Source organism: Streptomyces sp. NPDC002138, assembly GCF_040296485.1.
Taxonomy (GTDB): domain Bacteria; phylum Actinomycetota; class Actinomycetes; order Streptomycetales; family Streptomycetaceae; genus Streptomyces.
Map to the genome: position 1 here is coordinate 1 of NZ_JBEOXE010000031.1, position 24,672 is coordinate 24,672.

Genomic DNA, 24,672 nt, shown 5'->3' on the forward strand with positions numbered 1-24,672 from the left:
GCTTCTTGAACTTGACCAGGGCCAGGTCAGGCTCGACACCGGTGGTGTCACAGGACATCGCGAGACCGATGGTGCCGGTCGGCGCGAGCACGGAGCCGGGCCGCGGCCAGGGCGGCCAGCCCGTCGCGCAGCTCCGCCACCCGGAGGGCCCAGGGGTCCACGAGCAGGATCAGGGGTCCGGTGGACGGGGCGTCAGATGCGGCGCGCCGGACCCGCTCGACCTCGGCGGCGAGGGTGGAGACGTCCACCTGGTCGTTGAGGTGGAAGGCGAGGTCGGTGGCCACGTCCACGAGCGGCCGACCGGTCTCGGGATGGTACGGATTCCAGTCGTCCGGGCTGTCGCCGTAGTAACGGGGATCGCGCCCCTCGGGCAGGTTCCGCCTGGTGGGGGCCACCACGGCGAGCCGCAGGCTGTCCTCGGGCCCGGCGGTGGAGCGGGCGGTGGACCTGAACGCGGTCGGCGCCAGCCGGTAGTCGAAGGCCTCGGCGGGGCCGACTCGGGAGGTCTCTCCCACCGTGACGATCCTCCTGGCCAGCTGATACACCACGCGCTCGTACTCCTCGGCGTACGACCGGATCTTCATCAGTCCGTACAGCCCGTGTTCCGTGTACGACTCCCCGAAAGAGCTGGAATTGAACTGCAGTTGCCGCGCCACCGGCGGCATCAGCCCCGGTGGTACGGGAACCCAGACCGCGGGAACGATGGCGTTGACCGGTTCGGAGCTGCGCGCACGCTGGTAGATGGACCGCTGGGCGAAGGCGTACCACTCCCTGCCGCAGGTCTCGCTCGCGAAGTAGCGGGGCGAGTAGAGCGGGACGAACACCCGGCAGGTGGCCAGTACCTCGCTCAGCTGATCCGACCAGTTTTCCCCGGGGTGCATCTGGCGGTCCATGAAACCCGCGACGGCGCCCTCGCGGAGGTCCGTCATGGCCATCACCTCGGAGCCGAGATCGCGGAAGAAGCGCTCGACCCACAGGTCAGCGTGAGGGCCCTCCGAGCCGAAGCGTGGCGTGTGCGCGTAACTGAGGAAGAAATAAGGGCGGTTGTGGTCCAGCCCGCGCGTGCTCCGAGACCCGCCTCCCGCCCGGCCCTCGGGCGTCCCGCCGAGGCCCTGGAGCGTACGGCCCGACGCGCGGGCGAACGGTTCCAGTCCGGCGGCGATCCCCGCGTCCCCCTCCGCGTCGGGAACGAGGGCCGGGAAGCGGCCCGGGGCGCCGGTGTGCGCGGCGACGAACCGGCTCAGCGCGTCCCTCGCGCGCAGCTGGTCCCGCGCGCCGAGCCGCGGCGCCAGCCGTTCGCGTACGCCCTCCCGGAAGCTCAGCACCGGCCCGCCGCTGCGGCTCCCGGTCCCGCGGGCGCCCCCGCCCGCGCCCCCGTTCCCGCCTTCGTCCGCGTCGACGAGGAACAGGCCGCCCACGACCACCTCGGCCAGGTCGGCCGCGGTCGCCTCCGGGACGAGCTCCTGCCGGATCACATGGAGGAGGCCGGTGTGCAGCCGTGGGTACGAGGAGCAGAGCACCGCCAGCCGCACGGCCGGCGTCGAGGCCCGCCGCAGGAACGCCTCGGTCAACTGCCCGGCGTCGGCGGGGGGCTCCGGGAGGGCGGGCGCCTGGCCCGGCAGGCCCGGTCCGGGGACCAGGACCGCCTCGCACCCCTCCGGGTCCCCCCGCATCAGGGTGCGCGCCCAGCGGGAGACGGCGCGCGGGGACAGGCCGACGACCGGCAGCGGCAGCCAGGGGCTCCGGCGGCCGTCCGGCGGCGGGAAGGCCTGCTCGGCCAGGGGCGGAGCCGCGAACCGCAGCGCGGTGTTGGGCGCGCCCGGCGCACCCGGCGGGGTGACCTTCACGGCAGGGAGGTCGAGGCCGGAGTGCCGCCAGATCCGTGGCGGCAACGGGTTCACCAGCACGGTGGGGGTGGCCGCGGCCGAGCCGTGCAGCCGGTCCCAGAACGCGCGCTCACCCCCCGCGCCGGTCACGCAGTCCGAGAAGACGAGCACCAGCCGCCGTGGCCGCGCCGACCGCGCGCCGGTGCCCCCGAGGCCGCCCCGGCCCGCCCCGGCGGGGGAGAGCGGCTCCCACGGGCCCGCTTCCCGGACCCGCAGCGTCCGGAAGGCCCCCGTCGAGGCCAGCACCTTCACCAGCTCGGCGCCCGTGTCCTCCCAGACGGCCATGGTCGGCGACCGGTCGAGGACGACGGTCAGATCGAACCAGCGTTCCGGGGCCGGGCTGAACGCGGGCAGCAGCTCCCCGCTGCGCGCGTATCCCGCCACCGTCGCCCCGATGTCCAGACGCGTACCCCGGCCCGCCGTCCAGGCCCGGCGCAGCGGCCGCAGCGCGCGGGCGATCTCGCGGGCCCGCGGGAGCGCGGCGCCGCCGGGCATGGACACCTCCTGGGCGGGGATCGCGTCGCCACCCGGCGCGGACGGTCCGTACACCCCGCGGTCCGGATTCCACCGACCGATCCGGTCGCGCGGGTCGGCGGAGACCGCGCCGGCGCCGGGCTCGGCGACGGCCTCGACGGCGGCCGCCGGGGCACGGCCCTCCGCCGTGGCGGCCAGCCAGAGCAGCTCGGCGATCGCGAGCCCGTCCAGCCCCCGGCCGAGCCCGTGCAGGGCCGGGACCACGGCCGCCAGCGCGGCGCCGTCCCGGGCCGTCGGTTCCGGCGGGGACGCCGGGGCGTCAGGCACCCGAGAGGTCCCTCATGAGCAGACCGATCAGCTTCTCGCGCTCCGTGCCCTCCGACCGGGCCGGACCGTCCAAGAGGTGAAGCGTGCCCAGCAGTTGGTCGATGGCCACGCTCTCGCCCGCCGCCACCCGCCGGACGAAGTCGTCCACCAGCTCCGCCGCCGGACCAAAGTCGCCGACGTCCAGGCGCAGGTGGCCGCGTACGACGTCACGGATCAGCTCGGCCGTCGGCTTGGGCATCGTGTAGCGCACGCAACGCCGCAAGAAGGGCGCGGGAAGCTCCTGTTCGCCGTTGCTCGTCATCACGATGAAGGGGAACTCGGTGCACTGCACGTGCCCGTGCTCGACGAGGTGGCGGGCCTCGCTCTCCCAGACCCGCACCCGCGCCTCGTCCTGTTCCTCCCGCATCAGCTCGGTGACGCGGAACTCCCCGCGCTCCAGGACGTCGAGGAGGTCCCCGGGCAGGTCCAGGTCGGCCTTGTCGATCTCGTCGATGAGCAGCGCGCGGGGGCGCGGCGACGGCAGCAGCGCGGTGCCCAGCGGTCCGAGGGTCAGGAAGGCCGCGATGTCGTCCACGCCCGCGTCGCCGCCCGCCCGCGCCTTCTCCTGCTGGAGCCGGTGCGCGTGGATCCGGCCGAGCGCGTCGTAGCGGTACAGGGCGTCCGCGAGCGTGCTGCGGGAGGTGACGTGCCAGCGCAGTACCGGCCCCAGGGCCAGCTCCGCGGCGACCTGCTCGATCACCGTGGACTTGCCGGTGCCCGGGCCGCCCGTGATCAGCAGCGGGCGGCGCAGCGCCAGGGCCGCGTTGACGGCCTCGGGCAGCCCCTCCGGCGGCCGGAACACCCCGGCCGACGAGGGGATCGGGAAGGTCCGCCACGGCGGCGGTGCGGGCAGCGCGGCGGCCGGCCTCGGCACGCCGTCACCGCGGTAGTACGCGTCCCAGGTCATGGGGTCCCCTCATCTCGGTTCCGGACGCCGGGCGCCGTCCGGATGAGCCGGCAGAAGCGCAGCCAGTCCTCGTCGTCCCAGACGGCGCGCAGATCGGCGAGGTCCGCCCCGTCGGCGCCGCGCCAGCGCTCGCGGTAGGCGCGCGCCAGGGCTCCCGGCATGGCCCACCAGTCCCGGTCCAGGCTGCCGTGCCGCTCCTCGGGGAAGCCCGCCCCGGTGTGCGGCCACAGGAGGACGGGCGTGTAGGCCAGCAGGAGTTCCAGCAGTCGGGCATCGGCGCCGGGGTCCCGGGTGAGGCCGATCCCCCGCGCGTAGCGCCCGACCCGCAGGTGACCGCGCAGGGTCTGCGCGTCGGTGAGGTCCTCGTGCCCCAGCCAGTCCACGGGCGTGCTCCCCTGGCACCGGGCGATCGCCTCCCAACGCGCGGCGACCACGGGCTCGATGCTGCGCAGTGCCGCGTCGGGGGTGAGCCGGCTGCTCCAGTGGAGGCGTACGTCGTAACGGATGCCCAGCAGCATGGCGGCGCCCGCCTCTTCGGGCCGCCAGCTCAGGAGCAGCCCGCTCGGGACGGCCAGGTCCAGTCGTTTCAGGGGGAGTTCCAGGGGCCGGGCGTGGTCCTCGGCCCACAGCACCGCCTCTTCGACGGCGCCCTCGGCGCCCTTGCGGTCCCCGGTGTCGCTGGCGAACTGCTCGTGGTGGATCACCGAACCGTCGAGGAGCAGCCAGCCGTCGAGCACTTCGGGCCAGTCCCCGATGAGGGAGGAGTGCAGGCTGACGACGAGGCCGAGCCGTTGGCCGTCCGTCCGCCGGGCGGTGTGCTCGATGGCGTCGTTGACCTCGACGGGCGCCTCGATCCGCTCGGCCCAGGCGCGCAGTTCGGGGCCTCTCGGGTCCTTCCCGCAGACCTGGGCGAGGAGCGTGACGAACCGGGCCACGGTCGTCCTGCCGTCCCGGTCGGTGGCCGGGTGGTTGAAGGTCAGCTCGTCGATGATGCCGACGTCGGTGAGGTGCGGGGCGGTGGCGGGCAGCCGCCCTTCGGCCGCCAGCATGCTGTACAGGGCGTGCCGCAGCCGGGCGGTGGTCAGCTCGGCGCCGATCCACGACCGGATGAACGCGACCGTACGGACCGCGACGAGCAGTCCGTCGACGGCGCGCAGGGCGCGCTCGCGGTCCGGACCGGGCGGCCGGAGCAGCAGGTCCGCACGGCAGCGCAGCGCCGCCCGAAGGTCCGGGGCGCCGTCCGGGACGGGCAGCGGGGGATCCAGGGCGGCGAGCGACTCGGTGAGTTCCTCGCCGGCCAGTCGGCCGCCGAGACCGCCCAACAGCCCTTCGCGGACCCGCGCGTTGCGGGCGACCCACAGCGGTTCGCCGTCCGCGTCGTAGCCGAACCCGGAGACGTTCTGTCCGACGAGGACGGCGCGCAGCGCCTCGCGGGCGTCGGACACGCTGAGGGTGGCTCCGGCGCCGGGCAGCCCTTCCCCCATCAAGGTGGTCAGGTGCCGGGAGAAGGCGAGGTCCACGGCGGGCTGGCCGAGCGCGGAGGCCATCAGCAGCCCCAGCCGGGTCCGGCCGCCCCGGGCGCCCCCGGCCAGGTCCGGCAGTGCGGGTGGCGCTCCGGCGGCGTGGCAGGTGTCGACGATGCCGAGCACGCCGTCGACGCCCGGGTGGTCCACGGCCCGGATCAGCAGGTCGCTCACGTTCACCGCGCCGTGCCGCAGATCCTCGGTGGAGTCGGCGCACATGAGGTGCAGGGTGCTCGTGCGCCCGGCGGCGAAACCGTGCCCCAGGAAAGCCAGGACCAGCGTCGCGCGGTGCGCCGCGGCGTGGTCGATGGCCTCGCCCACCGTGTCCAGGACGGCCCGGCTCGTCAGCGCGTCACCGGTGACCAGCCCGCCGCGCCCGTCCGGCAGACCGGGCTCGCAGGCGCCGAGGGAGGCGTCGGCCAGCGCCGCGTACAGCCCGGCGGCCGCCTGCTCCAGCCGGGTCAGCCGGCCCATCGGCAGGCACTGGGGCGCGACCACCAGGACGTGCCGCCGCCCGGCCCGGCGGTGTCTCACCCGGGGTACCCGCCGGCTCCGCCCGCGAGCCGGGTCAGCTCCTGGGCGACGGGGCCCGCGACGGTCGGCTGGGCGAGGTACTTCTCGGCGGAGTGCACCCAGACCCCGTCCGATTGGACCGACCGGGACCGCGGCGCCACCCCGCGCCCGTTCGCCCGCACGTCCCGCTCCAGCCGGGGCCGCACGGCGAGGATGTCGTCCCGGTCCCAGACGTTCAGCCAGCCGCCGACGCCCTCGGGCACCACCGGCGGCTGCGGGACGAGCCGTGGCCACACGGCCGTCCGCATGGTGATCGGTGAGCCGATCGTGACGAACAGGGGCACGGATGCGGCGAGTTCGTGCAACGCCTCCAGCGCGACCACGGACCCCAGGGAGTGCGCCACCACCACGGCCGGGCCGTCCCCGATGGCCTCGGCGACCCGGGCGCGGATCCGGCGGTCGAGCCCGGAGCCGTCCGCTCCGGGCTCGCCGCGCGCCAGATAGCGCGCCACTTGCGAGAGGTGACTGACCATCACCTTGGGGGTGATCCACTGGGCTGCGCCGCCCCACGGCCGCAGGGCCAGCAGGGTGGTCGCCACGTTGAGCGCGCGCCGTACGACCTGCCCGCCGCCCTGCTCCTGCGCCCGGGGGGCGGCCTCCGCCCGGGCGTGGTCCAGGATCCGCCGCTCCTCCGGGTCGGCCTCCTCCGCGAGGGCGTCCACCCAGGCGACGAGCAGCTCCGACAGGACCGCGTCCGCCGCCGCCTCGCGTCCGCCGTCGGGATCACCGGCGCCCTGTGCCTGGTCCCGGCCGAAGAGGTCGCCGTAGTGTGCGAACGCGCACCGCGCGCCCTCGCCCGAGACCAGCGAGGCCGCCGCTCCGTCGTGTCCGGCGGCCCGCATGCCCGCGGCCAACGTCCGCGTCCATGAGGCGAGTTCGGTGTCCGGATCGCGCGGGCCGCCGATCCCGTGGACGAATACCAGCCGTGGCCGCATCGGACCCTCCCCGTGGCGCAGCGCGGTGTGCTGGCAGGTTAGCAACGGCGATCCGGGCCCGGGCCCGGATCGCGGAGATCGCCCGGGCTCACAGGAACGCCCTGACCGCGTCGGCCAGGACCCGGGCCGAGGTGTCCGCCGCGCCCGCCACCAGGCGGGTGCGCGTGAGGGCGAAGGACAGGCCCCGGGCCCGGTCCGCGAAGGCGAGGGAGCCGCCGCTGCCGTGGTGCCCGAAGGAGGTGGTCTCCCCGGCCATGGCGGGCAGCGCCAGGAAGTAACCGAGCCCCTTGGAGTGCTGGGCGAGCAGCATCCGGTCCTTCCCCTCGACGGCCACCGCGGCGGCGAGGTTCACCCGTTCGCGTGAGAGCAGCCGTACGCCGTCCACCTCGCCCAGCAGCGCCGCGTACAGCCGGGCCGCGGCGCGCGCGGTCGTCGTACCGCAGGCGGGCAGATCGGCGAGCAAGTAGTCCTGGCGGTTGGCGAGTTCCGCGGTGGTCCACACCGACGGGTTGGGCGCGACGAGGCGGACGAAGGGGGCGGTGGGCGGCAGGGAGGCCAGCCAGGCCGCCCAATTCCCCTCCACCAGTGGTGCGGTGCGGCCGAGGGCGGCCGCGGGCAGGCCGAAGTACAGCTCGTCGGCCACCCCGAGCGGTTCGGCGACGTACATGCGCAACGCCTCGCCCGGGGTCAGGCCGGTGGCCCGGCGCACGGTCTCGCCGAGGATCCACCCGAAGGTCCAGCCGTGGTACCCGCTGGTCGAGCCCGGCTCCCACAGGGGTTCCAGCGAGGCGACGACCGCGCACATCGCGTCCCAGTCGCACAGCTCGGCCGGGGTGAGGCCGACCGGGAGCTGGGGCACGCCGATCGTGTGCGTCAGCGCCTGGCGCACGGTCGCCCGCTCCTTGCCGTGCGCCGCGAACTCGGGCCAGTAGTGGGCGACCGGGGTGTCGTAGTCGAGGATTCCCCGCTCGGCGAGCACGTGCACGAGGGTGGCCGTGAAGCCCTTGCCGAGGGAGAAGCCGTGGATGAGTGTGTCCGTACCCGGTACGCCCGCGCAGGCGTCGACGATCAGCTCGCCGTCCGCGTACGCCGCCACCTGGAGCCCGCTCTCCGCGCCCGACGACACCAGCTGGTCCAGCAGCGCGCCGACGTGCTCCTGCGGGGTCGGGCCGTGCAGGGGTGACCGTGTCATGGGGGCATCGTTCCAGGCCCGCGGCCCGTCCGCGGGGCGGCCGGGCCGTCCGGATCGTCACGCGGGAGAAGGGCCGGGTTGACAGGGCAAAGATGTGAGTGGTCTATTACTCACATGAGTGCGACGAAGCCCCGACAGCTTTCCACGGCCGACGCCCGACGCGGCGAGGTGCTCGCCACCGCCGCGCGGGTGTTCGCCGGACGCGGCTATTACGGCACCTCCACCACCGAGGTCGCCAAGGGCGCCGGGATCTCGCAGTCGTACCTCTACCGGCTCTTCCCCGACAAGGAAGCGCTCTTCGTCGCCGTCGTCGAGAACTGCTCCCGGCTGATCCGCGAGCGGCTGGCCGAAGCGGTCGCCGAGGTGGCGAGCGCCGAGCCCGCCGCCGTGCTGGACGCGATGGGAGACGCGTACGCCCATCTCATCGCGGACCGGGACGACCTGCTGAGGGTGCTCATGCACGCGAACTGCGCGGCGAGCGAGCCGGCCATCCGGGATGCGGTGCAGGGCATGTACGCACGCCTGGTGGAGTACGCCCGCTCAGCTTCGGGAGCTCCCGACGAGCTGATCCAGGGCTTCTTCGCGACCGGCTTCCTCTGCAACGTCGCCGTCTCCATCGGCGCCACCGAGACCGACGCGCCCTGGACGCGCACCCTGCTGACGGGCATCCGGCACTACTGAGCACCCGAGGCGTCCGGAGGGACGGCCGCGCCGCCGCGCGGCCTTCTTTTCGGACCAAATAGAGAGTGGTCAATCACTCTCACTTCATTCTCTCCTGTGGAGGCACGCCATGGCCGAAACGGCCAAGCCCTATCTGACCGGTCACTACACCCCGGTCCCGGACGAGATCACCGCTCACGGACTGACCGTCCACGGCGCCATCCCGCCCGAGCTGAACGGCCGCTACTTCCGCAACGGCCACAACCCCAAGCCCGGCGTCATCCCCACCCACTGGTTCAAGGGCAGCGGGATGATCCACGGACTGCGGCTCCAGGACGGCCGGGCCGAGTGGTACCGCAACCGCTGGGTCCGGACCCCCGCCCTGGACGGGGTCCCGTACATCGGCGACGACGGCGTCCCCGACCTGCGCGTCAGCGACGCGGCCACGCACGTCATCGAGCACGCCGGACGCATCCTGGCGCTCCAGGAGGCCAACCTCCCGTACGAGCTGACGCCCGATCTCCGGACCGTCGGCGCCTACGACTTCGGCGGCAAACTGACCTCCGCGATGACCGCGCACCCCAAGACCGACCCGGTCACCGGCGAGCTGCACTTCTTCGGCTACAGCCCCTTCCCGCCCTACCTCACCCACTACGTCGCCGACGCCACGGGTGAGGTCGTCCGCGCGCAGACCGTCGACGGCGCCGGCCCGTCGCTCATGCACGACTTCGGCCTCACCGCCCACCACGTCATCTGGCTCGACCTGCCGGTCGTCTTCGACCCCACCGAACACTCCGGCATCCCCTACGGCTGGAGCGACACCCACACCCCGCGCATCGGCGTCATGCCGCGCTCCGGACCCCCCGTGGTGACCTGGTACGAGGTCGAGCCCGGCGCCCTGCTGCACGTGGCCAACGCGTACGAGGACGAGCGCGGCCGGATCGTCCTGAGCGGCCCCCGCTACGACCGCTCCGCCTGGGGCCAGACCTGGAAGTGGTGGACGGGCGCCCCGGGGTACGCGCCCACACCGATCGTCGGCGCCACCGCCCACCGGTGGATCCTGGACCCCGCCACCGCCGCGGCGCGCGAGGAGGCGGTCGACGACCTGGTGGCCGAGTTCCCCACGATCAACGAGGACCGCACCGGCCTGCCCCACCGCTTCGGCTACTCCGTCGCCTTCCCCGGGGCCGGCCTGACCGAGCACGCCCTCGTCAAGTACGACCACGCCACCGGGCGGCGCGAGGTGGTGCCGATGGGCCGCGACCGGATGCCGGGCGAGGCCGTGTTCGTACCGGCGGCCGGGGGCACCCGCGAGGACGACGGCTACCTGCTCACCGTCGTCAGCGACCTGGTCGCGGACGCCTCGCAGCTGCTCGTCCTCGACGCGTCGGCGCCCGGTGCGGGGCCGCTCGCCACCGTGGACCTCCCGCGCCGGGTCCCCTCCGGCATCCACGGCTCCTGGATCGCCGACGCCCCCGACGCCGCTCACACCCCCTCCGCCACCGGCACCACCACTCTCGAGGAGACCTCGTGATCACCACCCGGCACACCACCACGATCGACGCCCCCGTCGCGACGGTCTGGTCCCTGCACCTCGGCATCGCCGCCTGGCCCAGCTGGAGTCAGGGCATCGACACGGCCGCCATCGAGGGCGAGCCGCGGGTCGGCGCCACCTTCCACTGGCTCACGCACGGCCTCGCCATTGCCTCCACGATCACCGCGATCGACCCCGGCCGGAGCGTCGCCTGGGCCGGTCCGGCCGCCGGGATCGACGGGGTCCACCGCTGGACCTTCGACCCCGCGCCCGGCGGCGGGACCCTGGTCACCACCGAGGAGTCCTGGTCGGGGCCGCCGGTGGACGCCGACCCGGAAGGGCTGCTGGCCGCTCGACGGGTCGCTGATCGCCTGGCTGGCCGACCTCAAGGCGACGGCCGAGGCGCACCCGGTCCCGCCGGCCACGGCGGGGGACCCCGGGCCTCAGACCTGACCGGCGCCGCCGTCCACGGGCAGTTCGGCACCGGTGACGAAGGAGCTCTCCGCCGAGGCGAGGAACAGGGCGGCCGCGGCGACCTCCTCGGGGCGCCCGGCACGGCCGAGCGGGACGGCGGCCGTGACCCGGGCCCGGAGCTCGGCCGGGGCCCCAGCCAGGGAGGGCGTGTCGACCGGGCCCGGGCTGAGCGCGTTGACCCGGATGCCGCGCCCGGCCAGTTCCAGGGCCAGGCTGCGGGCCAGCGACCGGACGGCCGCCTTGGTGGCGGCGTACACCCCGTACCGGGCGGACCCGGCCGAGCCCGCGGCCGAGCCGAGCAGGATCACCGAGGCGCCGTCGCGGAGCAGCGGCAGGGCCCGCTGCACGGTGAAGAAGGTCCCGCGGAAATTCAGGTCCGAGACGGCGTCGAACCGCTCCTCGGTGCAGTCCGCGACGCCGCCCGCCGGTCCGCCGCCGCCCGCGTTGGCGACCAGGACGTCGATCCCGCAGCCCGCCTCCGCGATCCGGGCGAAGAGCCGGTCGAGAGCGGGCACTTCGGTGATGTCACCGGGGACTCCGCTGGCTGCATCTCCCAACTCAGCGACAGCGCGGGCGAGTTCGGTCTCCCGTCGGCCGGTGACGAAGACCCGGGCGCCCTCCCGGACGAACCGGTGCGCGATCGCCAGGCCGATCCCGGCCGAACCGCCCGTGATCACCGCGACCTTGCCGTCGAGCTGTCCCATGACGCCTCCCCTTCGGGGCGTGGGTCCGGCCGCGCGGGCGCCGTGATGGCCGCCACGCGGTGCACGCGCAGCGCGAGCTGGATCTCCAGGGCGCGGGACGGGGTGTTCCAGCTCTCGCCCAGGAGCTGCCGGATCCGCTCCAGGCGTTGCACCACGGTGTTGACGTGGACGTGCAGCGCGTCCTTCGCCTTGGCCAGGCTGGCGCCGTGCGCGTAGTACGCCTCCAGGGTGCGGACCAGCTCGGTGCCGCGCCTGCGGTCGTAGTCCAGTACGGGGCCGAGTACGCGTTCCACGTAGTCGCCCACGTCGGCGCGCTCGCCCAGCAGGATCCCGAGGAACCCCAGGTCGGGCAGGGCGGCGCCGTGCCCGGTGTGCCCCAGGGCGTGCATCGCGTCGAGGCAGCGCAGCGCCTCCGCGTAGGCGGCGGGCAGCCCGCCGGGGCCGGTGGCCGGACCGGCGGACCCCACGGTGACCGGTGATCCCAGGGCCTGCCCGAGATCCTCGGCCAGCGTCCGGGCCAGGGCGCCGGGCTCGCCGGTCGGCGCGAGCAGCACCACCCGGCCCTCGTACAGCCCGGCGAGCCCCTCCAGGGCCCGGGCCTGCCGGGCCGTCTCCGCGGCCAGCCGGGTCCGCGGCGCCGCGTCGCCGTGCAGCACCAGCACCACGTGCGGCCGGGTCAGGTCGACGCCCAGTTTGCGGGCGCGCAGGGACTGGCCATCGGGGTCCCGGACCCGGCCGCCGGGCCCGGCGGTCAGCAGATCGCCGAGCAGCTCGCCCCGGACCCGGTCCTCGGCCTGCGCCATCGAGCGGCGCAGCAGCAGGAGCAACGCCGTGACCAGCGCGGTGCGTTCGAAGAGCCGCCGGTCCGAGTCGGGCAGGTCCGGGCGGCCGGTCAGGCTGATGCTGCCCAGGAGTTCGGGCCCGGCCAGCACCGCGCAGACCCAGATCCCGTCCACGCGCACGGCCCGGCCCCCGGCCCGGGAGGCGGCGATCCCCTGCTCGCGGGCGGCGGCCGGCCCTTCCGTCGGCGCGGGGGAGACCCGGGCCAGCTCGCTCCCGTCGGCGTCGTGCACCACCAGACCGCCGCCCAGCAGCGCGGCGACCTCCCGGGCCAGATCGCCCGTGTCGGCGCCGCGCAGCACCAGTTCGGTGAGCCGGTCGTGGGTCTCGGTCGCCAGCCGCATCGCGTCGCTGTGCGCGCGGACGGTGTCGTTCGCGACGCCCAGGTCGACGAGGGCCGCGCGCGTCTCCTCCAGCAGCCGGGCGCCGTCGATGGCGACGGCCGCGTGATCGGCGAGCGAGGACAGCAGGGCGACCGCCTCGGGCGCGAAGGCGCGGACGGCGCGATCGGCGGCGTACAGCACGCCGATGACCCGGTTGCCCACCCGCAGCGGGACGCCGAGGATCCCGCGCAGCCCCTCCTCGCGGACCCCGCTGTCGATGGCCGGGGTGTGCTTGAAGCGGCCGTCGGTGCGGTAGTCGGCGGAGGCGTACGGGCGGGCGCTCTGCGCGACCAGACCGCCGAGCCCCTCGCCCATGCCCAGCCGCAGCTGCTGGAAGGCGGCCGAGACCGAGCCGTCGGTGACCCGCATGAAGGTGTCCCCGGCCACCGGGTCGTTGAGGGTGAGGTAGGCGACGTCCGTACCGAGCAGCATGCGCGCGCGGTGGACGATGGCCCGCAGTACCGCGTCCAGGTCGCGCAGGGCCGCCAGGTCGCCCGCGGTGTCGAACAGGGCGGTGAGTTCCGCTTCCCGGCGGCGGTGCTGGTCGAGGGTGTGCCGGACGCCCAGGGCCACCCGGGTCGCCTCCTCGACCAGGGCCTGCTCACCGGCCCCGGCCCCGGCCGCGCGGGCGTCCGCCGCGGGCCGGGCGAAGTGGTCGGGCGGAGCCCCGCGGTCCAGCAGCCCGAGCAGCTCCCGCAGCGCGGCGGCGGCCGGGCCGCCGGTCGCGGCGCCGGTCGGGGCGCCGGTCGGGCCGCCGTCCGCCGCCGGGTCGTCCGCCTTGCCCACCGAGGTCATACGGGAGTCCCTTCCCCTGGGCCGTCTCGGCCTCGGTGCGCGGACCGGGTTCAGGCGGTCCGCTGGGTCTGCGCAGCCTTCCGCTCGGGCCGCCCCGCCGGGCCGGGCGCCGAGGTGTCGTTCACGGTACGCGTCAGGTCGCGGCCACGGGTCTCCTTCGCGAAGGCCACGGTGACGGTGGTGACCACGGCCGCCGCGCAGAGGTAAACCGACACCGGGACCGAGGAGCCGTAGTCCTTGAGCAGTTCGACGGCGATGATCGGCGCCAGCGCCCCGGCGACGATCGACGCCAGCTGGGAGCCCATCGAGGCCCCGGAATAGCGGACCTCGGTGTCGAACATCTCGGAGATGAAGGCGGCCTGCGGCCCGTACATGGCGCCGTGCAGCAGCAGCCCGACGGTGACGGCCGCGGCGATGACGGGGAACGACTTCGAGTCGAGCAGGGCGAAGAAGCCGAACGCCCACAGGACCATGCCGCCGGAGCCGATCAGCGTCACCGGCCGGCGCCCGATCCGGTCGGAGAGCGCACCCCAGGCGGGGATGGTGACGAAGTGCACGGCGGAGCCGATCAGTACCGCGTCCAGGGCGGTGGTCTTGGGCAGCCCCAGGTGCGCGGTGACGTACACGAGGAGGAAGGAGGTCAGGACGTAGTACGAGATGTTCTCGCCGAAGCGGGTGCCGATGGCGGTGAGCACCTGGCGCCAGTCCCGGCGGAACACCCGGACGACGGGGGGCCGTTCCTTGACCCCGCGGGCCGCGTCGGCCTCGGCCTTGGCCTGGGCGGCGAGGAAGAGGGGGGATTCGGAGACCGAGAGCCGGATCCACAGTCCGACGATCACCAGCACACCGGAGAGCAGGAACGGGATCCGCCAGCCCCACGCCAGGAACGCGGCGTCCGACTGGACGGAGGCGAGGAGCGCGAGGACTCCGGTGGCCAGCAGGTTCCCGCCGGGCGCGCCGGACTGCGGCCAGGAGGCCCAGAATCCGCGGTGCTCGTCACCGCCGTGCTCGGAGACGATCAGCACGGCCCCGCCCCACTCACCGCCGAGCGCGAAGCCCTGCACCAGCCGCAGCGCCGTGAGCAGCACCGGCGCACCGACCCCGATGCTCGCGTGCGTGGGCAGCAGCCCCATCGCGAACGTCGCTCCGCCCATCATCAGCAGGCTGAGCACCAGCAGCTTCTTGCGCCCGACCTTGTCCCCGAAGTGCCCGAACACCACCCCGCCCAGCGGCCTCGCCAGGAAGCCGATGGCGTAGGTGAGGAAGGCGATGAGCGTCCCGGTCAGCGGGTCGGCCGTGGGAAAGAACAGCTTGTTGAAGACGAGCGCGGCGGCGGTGCCGTAGAGGAAGAAGTCGTACCACTCGATGGTGGTCCCGATGAGACTGGCGGCGACGATCCGCCGGATTCCGGATGGAGCCTTGAGGGCGGTTCCGTTGGAAACCATGTGCACCACTTCCAGGGTGTCTGCGGGGACGTCGGGTGTGGCCACAACGTAGGAGTCCGCAGGTCAGCCGCATATGTGGGCCGCCCTCACAATCGATCCACGACTGATGTACGCGCACACCACACGCCCCGGGACGCATGCCCCGCAACCCCTCCGGAACGGGGTCGTGCAGCCCTGCCGGAATTGCAGAGTTGCACCTGTTCTGGGGAGGTGGCGCCGACTCCAGTGCTGGTTTGGTGCTGGTTACGCTGGGTTGAGCGCGACCTGATTGGGGTCGAGGCAGGGCAAAGCGGAAGCGCGGAGAAGCAGGCTGAGTTCCGCCTCTCGGGCCCGTTTTCGCACTGGGCGTTGGCTGGGTGCCGCCGTGATCGAATGCGAGTGCACGACCCACCCCGGCATGCCGTAGGCAGTTGGCCGGGGTGCAACGAAGACCGGACTCTTGCCGGACCCGGACTTTGAGTACCAGCAGATTCTTCGTCTGTTGGTGGTACAGCAGCTGCATCGGTGCTGACCTGGGAAAACGGTGCTTTGTAAGGCTTTCGTGTGGGGTTGGTCCGGAAATGGTCCGGATCTTGGCCCCCGGAACTCGTGGGGGAGGATGAAGGCTGCGAGGTTCTGGAAATGATCGAGAGCGCGCTGGTCTCATGGGTGATGCGGTACGTCCCATGCTGGCGGGCACGCGGGAACTGTCACGGTAGATGGCTCCCCCTGTGGAGTTGAGCTTCTCCAGGCTGGAAGCCATCGCACATGTGGCCGGACTGTCCACTGCTGTCATACCTCGCCCCTACGCTGGACTCCGCAAATGGGTCTCGACACCGGGGAGGTTGTGTGGCGATCGACGGTGGTCGCGTTGCTGCTCGTGGGTTCCAGTATCAGTACCTGCGCACGGTGGAAGCATTGTTGGTCGGCATACAGCAGGGTGAGGCGACTGCTTGTCGTGTTGAGGGGCCTGGGAATGCGGTGTCTGTCCACCATGTAGATTCGGTCGATTTCGATCTGGTCGACGCGTCTGGTCGCTCGCTGCTTGCGGTGCAAGTGAAGAGTGCTGGTCCGGGAAGGACCGTAAGGGCGCGCGAGGCTGTGTCGGTGCTGGTTCACCTGATTACCGGCTCCGAAGCCGACCAGTACCGTTTGATCACGTCCGCTGTGCCGGACGAAGGCGGTCTGCGTCTGGGTGAGCTGCTGAAGTGCCACGGTGGGGACATTTCGCGTCTCAAGGTGGGGCTTGAGGAGCTGCTGGTAAGGGCTCCGGCCGCTTGGGGCCTCTGTCAGGCGTTGTCCGAGGAGCACTGGGACCGCTTGGGTCGTGCGGGCATTGAGTTCGATGGCCGCACTGATGAGCAGTTGCGTGAAGACCTCCATGGTGCGCTGCGTTTGGAGCGGGAGCGGGCTGGGCGGGGTCTGTCCGGTCGGGCCGGTGGGCTTGTACTGGGCTGTTTGGTTGCAGAGGTGATGCGTCGGGCAGCCGATCCCGGTCTGGCTCAGTGGGATGTGAGCGCATTCCGCCAGTCGGTGCTGGTCGGTGATGAGGAACTGCGTTCGGCTTTGGGCCGGCAGGATCTGGGCATCGTGTTCGGGCAGGTGCCTCCAGTTCCGGAGGTGGACCGGGCCCACCTCGTAGGGAAGGTGGGCGACGTGCTGCTGGGTGGACAGGATTCAGCGCAGGGTGTGCTGACATGTGTCATCACGGGTTTGTCAGGCCTGGGGAAATCCAGTCTTGCTGCCGCATACATCGCGGCTGAGGCCTTCCGCTATGACGCTGTGTTCTGGGTTGATGCTGAGACCGAAGAGTCTTTGGTGGCGTCGTTTGTCCGGGTGCTGGCGCACCTCACGGATGGGACGGAGCAGACGGAGGTGCGGGACCCGAGGCTGTTACGTGAGCGGGTTCATGCCGAGCTGCAGTCGTTGCCGGGGCGTTGGCTCGTGGTTCTTGACGACACGAGCGCGTCCGTTGTCGGCGCCTGGATTCCTCGACAGGGGCGCGGCCGGGTCATCGTGACGACGCTGGGTGGTCATTGGCCGAGGGCGGACGGGCGCATCGATCTGGATCCGATGAGTCGCGAGGAAGCACTGGAGCTGCTGCAGTTGCGGCTGTCGGTTGGCGCGCAGGAGGCCGCCGATCATGCATCGGCGCTGTTCCGCCTGGCGGACGTATTGGAGTACTGGCCGTTGGCCATCGAGGTGGCGTGTGGCTATCTGGTCAGCTGCGGCGTGGGCGTGGAGCGGATTGCAGCTTATTCGGAGACCTTGCTTCACCGGGCGGCTGACGATGAGCAGTCGGTACCTGCCGGGTACCCGAGGACGCTGGCCGCAGCGGTCGCACTGACAGTGGATCGCCTGGCGATCAGTGCGCAAGGCCGAGGCCTGCTGCATCCAACTCTTGTCACGGTAGCGGCGCTGTGCTGGCTCGCACCGCGTCGGGTGCCAGTGCATCTGGCTGCGGCATGCGCATTCTACGAGCCTGAGAACATGCCGCCCTCTCCCAGGTGGTTGGTCTTCGATGAGGTCCAAGTACCGGTACGGGAGGTCATGCGCGAGTTGCTCAACGTCTCCCTTGTGCGGTGGGACGAGCCGCTGCCGGGCCGGGGCGAGTCGTTCCCAGGCAGTGATGACACTGTGTCGATGAACTCGGTACTGCAGCAGATCGTCGGCCGGTACCTGGAGATGGATGAGGAAGCGGTCACGGCCGCTCTGTCGGCTCTTGCCTTTCATACGGACCGATGGCTGCGTGGGGCCCTCCTTACCGGCCAGGCCGAGCGGACCTGGGAACTGGCGCAGCACGCTACTGCGCTTGTGGGGCACATCCGCTCGACGGGGACAGCAGACACGTTCACGGCTCTACTCATGGGTAACCTCGCCGCGTTCCATCATGCCCATGGGCAGTACGAGTCTGCGCAGCGGCTGCTCGAGCTGGAACTGGAATGGCTGGTGCAAGCCGGCAACCCGGACGAGGGAATGGCCGCCCAGGCGCGTACGTCGCTCGCCCATCTCGTTCATCTGCGTAAGCAAGACGGCACCGCCGCCTCCATGGCCGACTATCTGGGCCCTGTGCTGGCCTATCTGCGCCGGCTTGAAGGCCGCCTGCACGACAACGTCGCCGACCTGCCAGCTAAGGCATCCTTGATCCTTCAGATGCATTTACGTAGAGAATCCGATCCTAGGTTGTCGGATCTACTGAAGGGATATCGTGCCCTCGTCGACAATCTGCCCTCAGTCGAGACGGTGCGGACGGCGCAAGACCTCCTGGCTATCCAGGACCTGATCGGGCAAGGAGAGGTCGAGCATGCCGAGCGTGCCGCTGCCGAGGCTCTGGTCAGATGTGCTGAACCGTGGTCTTCGAGCACTGCCGACCTGAGGCGTCTGTTGGTCGAAGCATTGGTTCTGCAGGACAAATGGGTCGAGGCCGATACTGCATTCACCGATTTCCTGCCTTATGCCGGTCCCCACACTCTCCACGGGTTTGCCGTTCATCACTTGGTGCACAACGTCGGCTGTCAGTCGGCGTGGAAATGGGTGCTGACAGGGGAGCAGCGTGCAGTGCAGTTGCTCGGCCGCCTACTACAAGAGACCTGCATCACCGAGAATCCGGCGTATGAGACCGGCACCGACGAAGCGCGGTTCATCCTGTTGCATGCGGTCCACGAAGGCTGGCGCGCCGTGCACGAGGCCGCCGACGATGCGGATCCCCGTGGGCTGGTTGCCCGCCTGAGGGACAAGACGTTCACGGATCCGCATGACCCCGGGAGTGTGTGGGAGAGGATCTACCAGGGATTGATTCCGCGGCTCTCAGCCGTTGCGGGTGAGACCGCACACCGCCTCCAGCAAGAGGCCGGCGAATCCGTGTTTGGCGAATTTTTGCCGGTGTTGCAGGCCAATGAAGACCTGCGTGCCGTGTACGAGGAGGCCGGCTGTCATTCGGTGTTGCCGCTGTCTACAGACCCGGGCTACGGGTTCCTCGCTGGCCGCTCCAACGTGGACATTCTGCTGCCTGAAATCAAGAAACTGATGCCGGCGTCGAGAGCTTTGGCCATCCTGGAGCCTCATCAGATGCTCGGCGCCGCCTTGCTCGAGAACGGTGAATCAGTCGAGCTACAGATCCACCGGGCCTGCGGCAAGGGTTTGCGTCGTCTGGTTGGGCCGCAGCCGACCATCCCCTCACAGCAGCACCTCACACTCACCATCACGGGCCGAAGGCTGACCCTCGAGCACGACGATGGCACCGTGATTGCCCGCGCCAATGCGACGGCATCAGGCCGGTGGCGGCAGGTAGCGCGCGATCGTGGCAGCGTGCTCGTGCTGTACGGCTACGGTCTAACTCTCAGCGACCCGGCCGCGCATCGGAAACTCATGACAGACCCTGCAGAAGTGCACCGCCGGTTCGCCGAGGCGAGCGGCAGCGGACTGCTTGCGGCTGCCCTCGTCTCCGTGCGCATACAGCCCGGTCCGATCAGTCCGGAACCAGCCGCAACGGCAGTCCGCCGACAGCCTTCGCGTACTACCCGCGCTCGGCGGAAAGGGCGGCGCGGGTAGGGTCCCGGCGCTTTGCTGGCTAGCAGATGAAAGCGGACAGTCGTGGCGGGCCAGCTCGGTAACCAGGATGCCTCTGTTCACGAGAACGCTCGGAACAGAGCCTGGGATGGTGGGTCTGAGGTCCGGCTCGGGTTTGGGAAATGTCAGCCATGGCGGCGCACCTCCGGGCCGACGCAGGCCTTGCCTCCTGGGCTAGCCGTGATGGTCGGCTGCCGATCCCCTGCCCTGACAGTGCCCACAGCCGCTCAGGGCGTCCGCCCCGGACCAGAGGCCTCCCCGCCGAACCTCCGTCGTACGGAGGGCTTGACTTTGGAGAGCGGCTGTCCGCTGCCCAGGATCTTGTCCTGCCCATCGATGAAGGACTTGCCGTTGGTCCGTGACTGGTCCGGACAGGCCTCCGCAAAGCAAACGGAGAATGCCCAGGGTTTCGATCTGATGACCCGGAGTGACTTCAATGGGCTTCTCTGAGAGGCTTAACACCCGCTCCCGGCAATGGACTTCACGCCTTTAGAAGAACCCAAGCCTCTTGGGTGAGTAGCTACAAAGAATATTCTTGGTCTGCTGGTGGTACAGCAGGTGCGCCTAGGCTGAGCAGCGAAGACGGCTGAATCTGGGGCTTCTTGGCGGGCACTGGTCCGGGAACGATCCGGATCTTGGTCTGCGGCGTTCGGGAGAGAGGACTGCGCGAGCGGTGGTATGTCGTTGTGCTGAACCCCACCGGTGAGCCGCACTTCTCCTCGAAGGGCCGATTGCTGAGGCGATCCAGTTGCTTAGCGTGAGCGCTGCGTCGACAGCTGTCGGTGGAACTGTTCGAGGGCGGCGACGTAGGGCAGGCCTTCAAGGGGTTCGTCGAGGAGGAACCTACGGGTGAGGTCGAGCAGTTCGTGGGAACGGGTGAGGAAGACCCAGTGGTCGGCCTCCTCGATGGTGGCGAACACCCCTTGGGACGACATGGCCGCCAGTGCACGGTACTCCGTGGGCGGGCTGGCGACGTCGTGTTCCCCGATGTCCGCTAGCAGAGGAGGCTGCAGGCCGCTCGGTTGGGCCGCCGCGTAGAGAAGCTCCAGGCAGCGCCTCCACATACCGATCTGGCCCTCGTCGGCCGTGGTGAGCATGTCGTTGAGGACCCACTCCATGGTCGCCCGCCCTCGTACCGGACGGGCGGGGTCGAGGCACAGCAAGCGGGCGATGATCTCGCGCGTCACATTCGCGCCGCGCCGGGCTTCGCATCAAGGCCGCCAGACCGGCCGGATCGGTGCCACGCGGCAGGGCGGGAGGGCGTGCGGCGACGCCGGTCAGGACGACGCGTTCCGTGCGGTCCGGGTGGCGCAGGGCGAGTTGGTAGGCGATCTCCCCGCCATGGGAGGTGCCGCAGATGTTCAGTCGGCCGATGAGGGGGAGGGTGTCCGTGGCGCTGTTGCCCTGCGCTGCCTACCGGTGGGTGAGCGTGACGTCGGGAGACTACCGCTCGGTCCAGGCCTGGAGGCGGGCGTACCCGGCTTCGGTGTCCGCTCCGACGCCCGGGCTGAACGCCTCGCCGGTGACGATCAGGAGGCGGCTGTCGTCGTCGAGCGGTGCCGTGCGGACGGACCGTTTGCCGTCTTCCTCGGTGATGTACATCCCCCGGGGATCGAGGTGGGCGGGCAGACGGCCCGCGATCACCAGGTCACGGTGCTGCGTCAGCCGGGTGGCGAGCGGAGCATGGTCGAAGACCGGGTGGTGGGTGGCCACCACGACGGGCCTGGCGGTGGCGGTGGCACCCGAGTCGGTGGTGAGCCGACACGGATCCCTGCCGTCGAGCCCCGTGTCCATCCGGCCTTCGAGTGGACCGTTCATAGGAGGGAAGGGCGACCTCGGAGAATGCTGATCGGGGCTGCGCCTGGGGCTGCTCGTCTCCACCGTGGTGGTGGATGAGGGCGGCGGAGGGGTTCGCTGTTCGAGGAGTTGGCGGCGCGCGAGGCGGCTGAGACAGCGACTTCTCAGGACGCAACCGGATCTCTCCGGTAAGATCTTGATTTGTTACCGGCGAGTAGAAGTGGCGGAGCGGCATCGCGCCCTTTGGTCTCGCCCCGTTCCGGGCCCTCGGTGGACTCAGGTGGCGTGGAGATGACGAATCATGTCGGGGACTGGGCGCTGTGGGGGATGCCGTGGTGGTTGCGTGGCGATGGTCGCGCTGGTCGCGGACGGCGTCCGGGGCTGACAACTCGGGTGTGGTGGTGGTCGGGTGAGGACGTTCGGTGAGATTCTGCTGGGGTTTCGCCGGGCGGCGGGGCTGACGCAGGAGGAGCTTGCCGAGGCCGCCGGGTTGGCCGCCAGGTCGATCAGGGATCTGGAGCGGGGCCGCCGGGAGCGGCCGCAGCGTCGCACGGTGGAGATGCTGGTGTCGGCGCTGGGGTTGGCCGCCGCCGACGCCGCCGCGCTGCTCGCCGCCGGCCGTTCCGGGCTTCCCGGCCGACCGGGGAGCCCGCTGGCCGATGACGGTGTGATGGGGCCGGGCCTGCTCGATCGCCGCAGTCAGCTGGCGGTCCTGGAGGCGGCAGCTGGCGCGGCGCGGGCCGGTCAGGGTGCGGTGGTGCTGGTGCGTTCGGGCGCGGGGATGGGGAAGACCTCGCTGGTGAACGCCTGGGTTGCCGCCGAGCAGGCGCGCGGGAACCGGGTGATGCGGGCCAGTGGCGGAGAACTGGAGCAGGACTTCGCCTTCTCGGTGCTCCGGCAGCTGGCCGAACCGCTGCTGGCCCAGGCCGGCCGGGCGGGGCGGGAGCGGCTGCTGGCAGGCCCTGCGGAGCTGGCCTCGCACGCCTTGCGCGTGGAGGGGGCCGGCGCGGGCGGGGAGCCGACGCCGGAGGCGTCACTGGGTGTGCTGCACAGCTTGTACTGGCTGATGGTCCATGTCACGGACGACGGGCCACTCACGCTGGTGATCGACGACGTGCACTGGGCGGACGGCCCGTCCGTGCGGTGGCTGGAGTACCTGGCCCGAAGGCTGCGGGGCCTGCCGTTGCTGCTGGTGCTGGCGGCACGGCCGGACAGCGGGACACAGGCCGAGACCCTGCTGGAGCAGATCGCTGGACAGCCGCACTGCTTGCAGGTCGGGCTGCCGGCGCTGGCCGCCGACAGCGTGGCCAGGCTGGTGCGGACGACTCTGGGGCAGGACGCCGAGCCGCGGTTCGTCGCTGCTTGCGCCGAGGCGACGCAGGGTAATCCGCTGCTGCTGCGTGAGCTGCTGCGGACCCTGGCCGACAACGGGGTCAGGCCTGCCGGGGATCAGGCCCATCGGGTGGAGGAGTTCCGGGGCCGGATCCTGGCCGCCACGGTGGTCAAGCGTTTGGCGGGTCAGCCGGAGCCGACCCGGCGGCTGGCCCGGGCCCTGGTGGTGCTGGGGGACGGGACCGCCTGGCACCTGGCGGCCGAACTGGCCGGGCTGGGCGAGGCCGAGGCCCGCGAGCACGGCCACCAGCTGCGGCGGATCGGTGTGCTGGGGCCGGGCGAGGCGGCGCGCTTCGATCATCCCCTGGTCCGCGCCGCGATCGCCGAAGCCGTCATGGGGCCGGTGGAGTCGGCCGCCGGGCACGCCCGGGCGGCCGAACTGCTGCGACGCGAGGGTGCGGCCGGAGACCTGGTGGCGACCCATCTGCTGCTGGCCGAACCGAGCGGTGAGGCCTGGCGGGTGGAGGCCCTGCGGGAAGCGGCGCGGGTGACCCGCGGCCGAGGCGCTCCGGAGACCACCATGACCTATCTGCGCCGGGCCCTTCGGGAACCGATGTCCGTCGCACAGCGCGGCCCCTTGCTGCTGGAGCTGGGCGCCGACGAGCTGCAGGTCGATGTCACCGCGGCCAGGCATCACCTGACGCAGGCCGCGTCCGCGCTGACGGACCCGTACTCCCGGGCCCAGACGGCCCATCTCCTCGCCAACGCGCTGTTCATCGGGCACCAGCACGCGTGCGCCGTCGACGTCCTCGCCCGCGCTGTGGAGGACCTGCGGCAGACGGACGACGGCACCGGGCTCGGCCGTGAGGTGTCGTGGTACCTGCAGGCCCAGATGCTGCTGATCGGCTACGAGCACCTGTCCACCCTGCCCGCCGCCCGGCAGCGGGCCAGGCGGCTGTGGGAGCACGACCTGGCCGGTGACACACCGGGGGAGTGCGCGGTCCTGGCCGCGCTGTCCGCCTCGGCCGTCACCGGGGACGCCAGCGCCTCGGTCACCAACCACCTCCTCGACCGGGCCCTGCGCGGCGGGATCGCGGGAGTGGACCAGGCCGGAATGCTCGTCAGCCTGACCGGGATGGGATTCGTGACCACCGACCGCCTCGACGACGCGGCGGCGCAGTTCGACCAGGTCGCCGACCTGGGTGTGCGGTGCGGCTCGTTCCGTATGGTGTCGGCGGCGATGATGTGGCAGCTGACCGTCCGGGCCCGTCGGGGACGGCAGCTCGCACTCACCCCGGACCTCGGACATCCCGGTACGACGACCGGGGACGGCATGGAGCACCGGGTGCGGCTGGCGATGATGGCCCAGGTGGGCGAATCGCTGATCGAGCGGTGCGACCTGGCCTCGGCCACCCGGGCCCTGGTAACGGACGCCGACACCCACCAGGTGGGCTGGCTCTGGCAGGGGCCGACGCTCCTCGTCCGCAGTCGCCTGCACGCCGAGCGGGGCAATCCGGCCGCTGCCCTCGCGGTCCTGCTGGACTACGGTGCACAGGAGAAGCAGGCACAGGTCACGAACGTGGCCATGATGCCGTGGCGGTCGCAGGCGGCGCTGTTGCACCTGGCACTCGGCCAGCGCACGGACGCGCTCCAGCTGGCTACCGAGGAGCTGGAGTTGGCCCACCGGTGGGGCACCGAGCGAGCAGTCGGCCTGGCCTCGCGCTGCCTGGGCGTCGTCGTGGGCGGCCCCGAGGGGGAGGCCCACCTGCGCGAGGCCGTGGCCGTGCTGGAGCGCTCCCCGGCCCGCCTGGAACTGGCCCGGGCACGTTACGAGTTAGGGGCCGCACTGTCGCGCGCGGGCGCGACCGGCCAGGGCCGCCGGGCCCTCACCCAGGCGCTCGACCTCGCGCAGACCTGCGGCAGTACCCTCCTGGCCGGCCGGGCCCGCCGGGCACTGGCCGCCGTGGGGGTGCGCCCGCAGGCCGCGCCGGCGCCGGCTCCGAGCCTGTCGATGACCGAGCACCGACTGGTGGAGCTGGTCGGCGCCGGTCACACTGACCGCCAGGTCGCCCAGGCCCTGCTGCTGACCCCGCAGGACGTGACCGGACTGGTGGAGCGGGTGGGCCACAAGCTCGGGGCGACCAGCAGGGCGGACCTGGCGCGCCTGTCCGGGGCCGCCGGGGGCGGGTTCGGGGTCGGCTGGTTCGGGGCCTGAGCCGCCGCCCCGTACGCAGGCGGCAGGGCCTGGACCTCCCGTGCGAGAGGCCAGGCCCTGCCTACGGTCCGTCGGCCCGGATGGCCGGC

Annotated in this window: 13 protein-coding genes and 2 pseudogenes; 5 read left to right on the top strand and 10 right to left on the bottom strand. The window is 72.0% G+C overall.

Annotation, left to right across the window (positions count from 1 at the left end; translation table 11 throughout):
* Positions 1-110: 110 nt before the first annotated feature.
* From ABT084_RS20815 to ABT084_RS20835, 5 genes and pseudogenes are all read right to left on the bottom strand, one after another.
* Positions 111-2,687 (bottom strand): annotated as a pseudogene (locus ABT084_RS20815) (TIR-like protein FxsC); the annotation flags it as partial.
* Positions 2,680-3,633, bottom strand: a complete 954-nt coding sequence (locus ABT084_RS20820) for an AAA family ATPase (protein ID WP_351045892.1) — start codon at positions 3,631-3,633, stop codon at positions 2,680-2,682. The pseudogene ABT084_RS20815 and the gene ABT084_RS20820, both read right to left, overlap by 8 nt.
* Positions 3,630-5,690, bottom strand: coding sequence for a vWA-MoxR associated conflict system protein (locus ABT084_RS20825; protein WP_351045894.1), 2,061 nt, complete (start codon positions 5,688-5,690; stop codon positions 3,630-3,632). The genes ABT084_RS20820 and ABT084_RS20825 overlap by 4 nt, the downstream gene beginning before the upstream one ends.
* Complete coding sequence (locus ABT084_RS20830; protein ID WP_351045897.1) at positions 5,687-6,664, bottom strand: lipase family protein; 978 nt, start codon at positions 6,662-6,664, stop codon at positions 5,687-5,689. The genes ABT084_RS20825 and ABT084_RS20830 overlap by 4 nt, the downstream gene beginning before the upstream one ends.
* 88 nt (positions 6,665-6,752) lie before the next feature.
* Entirely contained in the window at positions 6,753-7,856 is a 1,104-nt protein-coding gene (locus ABT084_RS20835; protein ID WP_351045900.1) for a serine hydrolase domain-containing protein, read from the bottom strand.
* Between the two features lie 114 nt (positions 7,857-7,970).
* Between ABT084_RS20835 and ABT084_RS20840 the strand changes: the two genes are divergently transcribed.
* From ABT084_RS20840 to ABT084_RS20850, 3 genes and pseudogenes are all read left to right on the top strand, one after another.
* Positions 7,971-8,537, top strand: a complete 567-nt coding sequence (locus ABT084_RS20840) for a TetR/AcrR family transcriptional regulator (protein ID WP_351045903.1) — start codon at positions 7,971-7,973, stop codon at positions 8,535-8,537.
* A 109-nt stretch (positions 8,538-8,646) separates the two neighbouring features.
* Entirely contained in the window at positions 8,647-10,050 is a 1,404-nt protein-coding gene (locus ABT084_RS20845; RefSeq protein WP_351045905.1) for a carotenoid oxygenase family protein, read from the top strand.
* A pseudogene (locus tag ABT084_RS20850) lies at positions 10,047-10,361 on the top strand (SRPBCC family protein); the annotation flags it as partial. The gene ABT084_RS20845 and the pseudogene ABT084_RS20850, both read left to right, overlap by 4 nt.
* A 132-nt stretch (positions 10,362-10,493) precedes the next feature.
* Here ABT084_RS20850 and ABT084_RS20855 read toward each other — a convergent pair.
* From ABT084_RS20855 to ABT084_RS20865, 3 genes are read right to left on the bottom strand one after another with little or no spacing between them, the layout of a single operon-like run.
* Positions 10,494-11,228, bottom strand: a complete 735-nt coding sequence (locus tag ABT084_RS20855) for an SDR family NAD(P)-dependent oxidoreductase (protein WP_351045908.1) — start codon at positions 11,226-11,228, stop codon at positions 10,494-10,496.
* The gene (locus tag ABT084_RS20860) at positions 11,198-13,246 is read right to left on the bottom strand and encodes a helix-turn-helix domain-containing protein (protein ID WP_351045911.1); all 2,049 of its coding nucleotides are present in this window, start codon (positions 13,244-13,246) and stop codon (positions 11,198-11,200) included. The genes ABT084_RS20855 and ABT084_RS20860 overlap by 31 nt, the downstream gene beginning before the upstream one ends.
* A 50-nt stretch (positions 13,247-13,296) precedes the next feature.
* Positions 13,297-14,691, bottom strand: coding sequence for an MFS transporter (locus tag ABT084_RS20865; protein WP_351045913.1), 1,395 nt, complete (start codon positions 14,689-14,691; stop codon positions 13,297-13,299).
* Positions 14,692-15,519: 828 nt separating this feature from the next.
* Between ABT084_RS20865 and ABT084_RS20870 the strand changes: the two genes are divergently transcribed.
* Complete coding sequence (locus ABT084_RS20870) at positions 15,520-19,221, top strand: NB-ARC domain-containing protein (RefSeq protein WP_351045915.1); 3,702 nt, start codon at positions 15,520-15,522, stop codon at positions 19,219-19,221.
* A gap of 770 nt (positions 19,222-19,991) precedes the next feature.
* Here the strand turns inward: ABT084_RS20870 and ABT084_RS20875 are convergent.
* Positions 19,992-20,357: an alpha/beta fold hydrolase gene (locus ABT084_RS20875; RefSeq protein ID WP_351045918.1), complete on the bottom strand. Its 366-nt coding sequence runs from the start codon at positions 20,355-20,357 to the stop codon at positions 19,992-19,994.
* 325 nt (positions 20,358-20,682) lie between these two features.
* Positions 20,683-21,057: a hypothetical protein gene (locus tag ABT084_RS20880; protein WP_351045921.1), complete on the bottom strand. Its 375-nt coding sequence runs from the start codon at positions 21,055-21,057 to the stop codon at positions 20,683-20,685.
* A 388-nt stretch (positions 21,058-21,445) separates the two neighbouring features.
* Here ABT084_RS20880 and ABT084_RS20885 point away from each other — a divergent pair, with 388 nt between their 5' ends.
* Positions 21,446-24,583: an ATP-binding protein gene (locus ABT084_RS20885; protein WP_351045924.1), complete on the top strand. Its 3,138-nt coding sequence runs from the start codon at positions 21,446-21,448 to the stop codon at positions 24,581-24,583.
* Positions 24,584-24,672: the final 89 nt, after the last annotated feature.

Coding starts and splice junctions, on each gene's coding strand:
- ABT084_RS20880 (WP_351045921.1), bottom strand. CDS start 21,057: ATGAACGGTCCACTCGAAGGCCGGATGGACACGGGGCTCGACGGCAGG.
- ABT084_RS20835 (WP_351045900.1), bottom strand. CDS start 7,856: ATGACACGGTCACCCCTGCACGGCCCGACCCCGCAGGAGCACGTCGGC.
- ABT084_RS20865 (WP_351045913.1), bottom strand. CDS start 14,691: ATGGTTTCCAACGGAACCGCCCTCAAGGCTCCATCCGGAATCCGGCGG.
- ABT084_RS20855 (WP_351045908.1), bottom strand. CDS start 11,228: ATGGGACAGCTCGACGGCAAGGTCGCGGTGATCACGGGCGGTTCGGCC.
- ABT084_RS20840 (WP_351045903.1), top strand. CDS start 7,971: ATGAGTGCGACGAAGCCCCGACAGCTTTCCACGGCCGACGCCCGACGC.
- ABT084_RS20875 (WP_351045918.1), bottom strand. CDS start 20,357: ATGGAGTGGGTCCTCAACGACATGCTCACCACGGCCGACGAGGGCCAG.
- ABT084_RS20820 (WP_351045892.1), bottom strand. CDS start 3,633: ATGACCTGGGACGCGTACTACCGCGGTGACGGCGTGCCGAGGCCGGCC.
- ABT084_RS20845 (WP_351045905.1), top strand. CDS start 8,647: ATGGCCGAAACGGCCAAGCCCTATCTGACCGGTCACTACACCCCGGTC.
- ABT084_RS20860 (WP_351045911.1), bottom strand. CDS start 13,246: ATGACCTCGGTGGGCAAGGCGGACGACCCGGCGGCGGACGGCGGCCCG.
- ABT084_RS20830 (WP_351045897.1), bottom strand. CDS start 6,664: ATGCGGCCACGGCTGGTATTCGTCCACGGGATCGGCGGCCCGCGCGAT.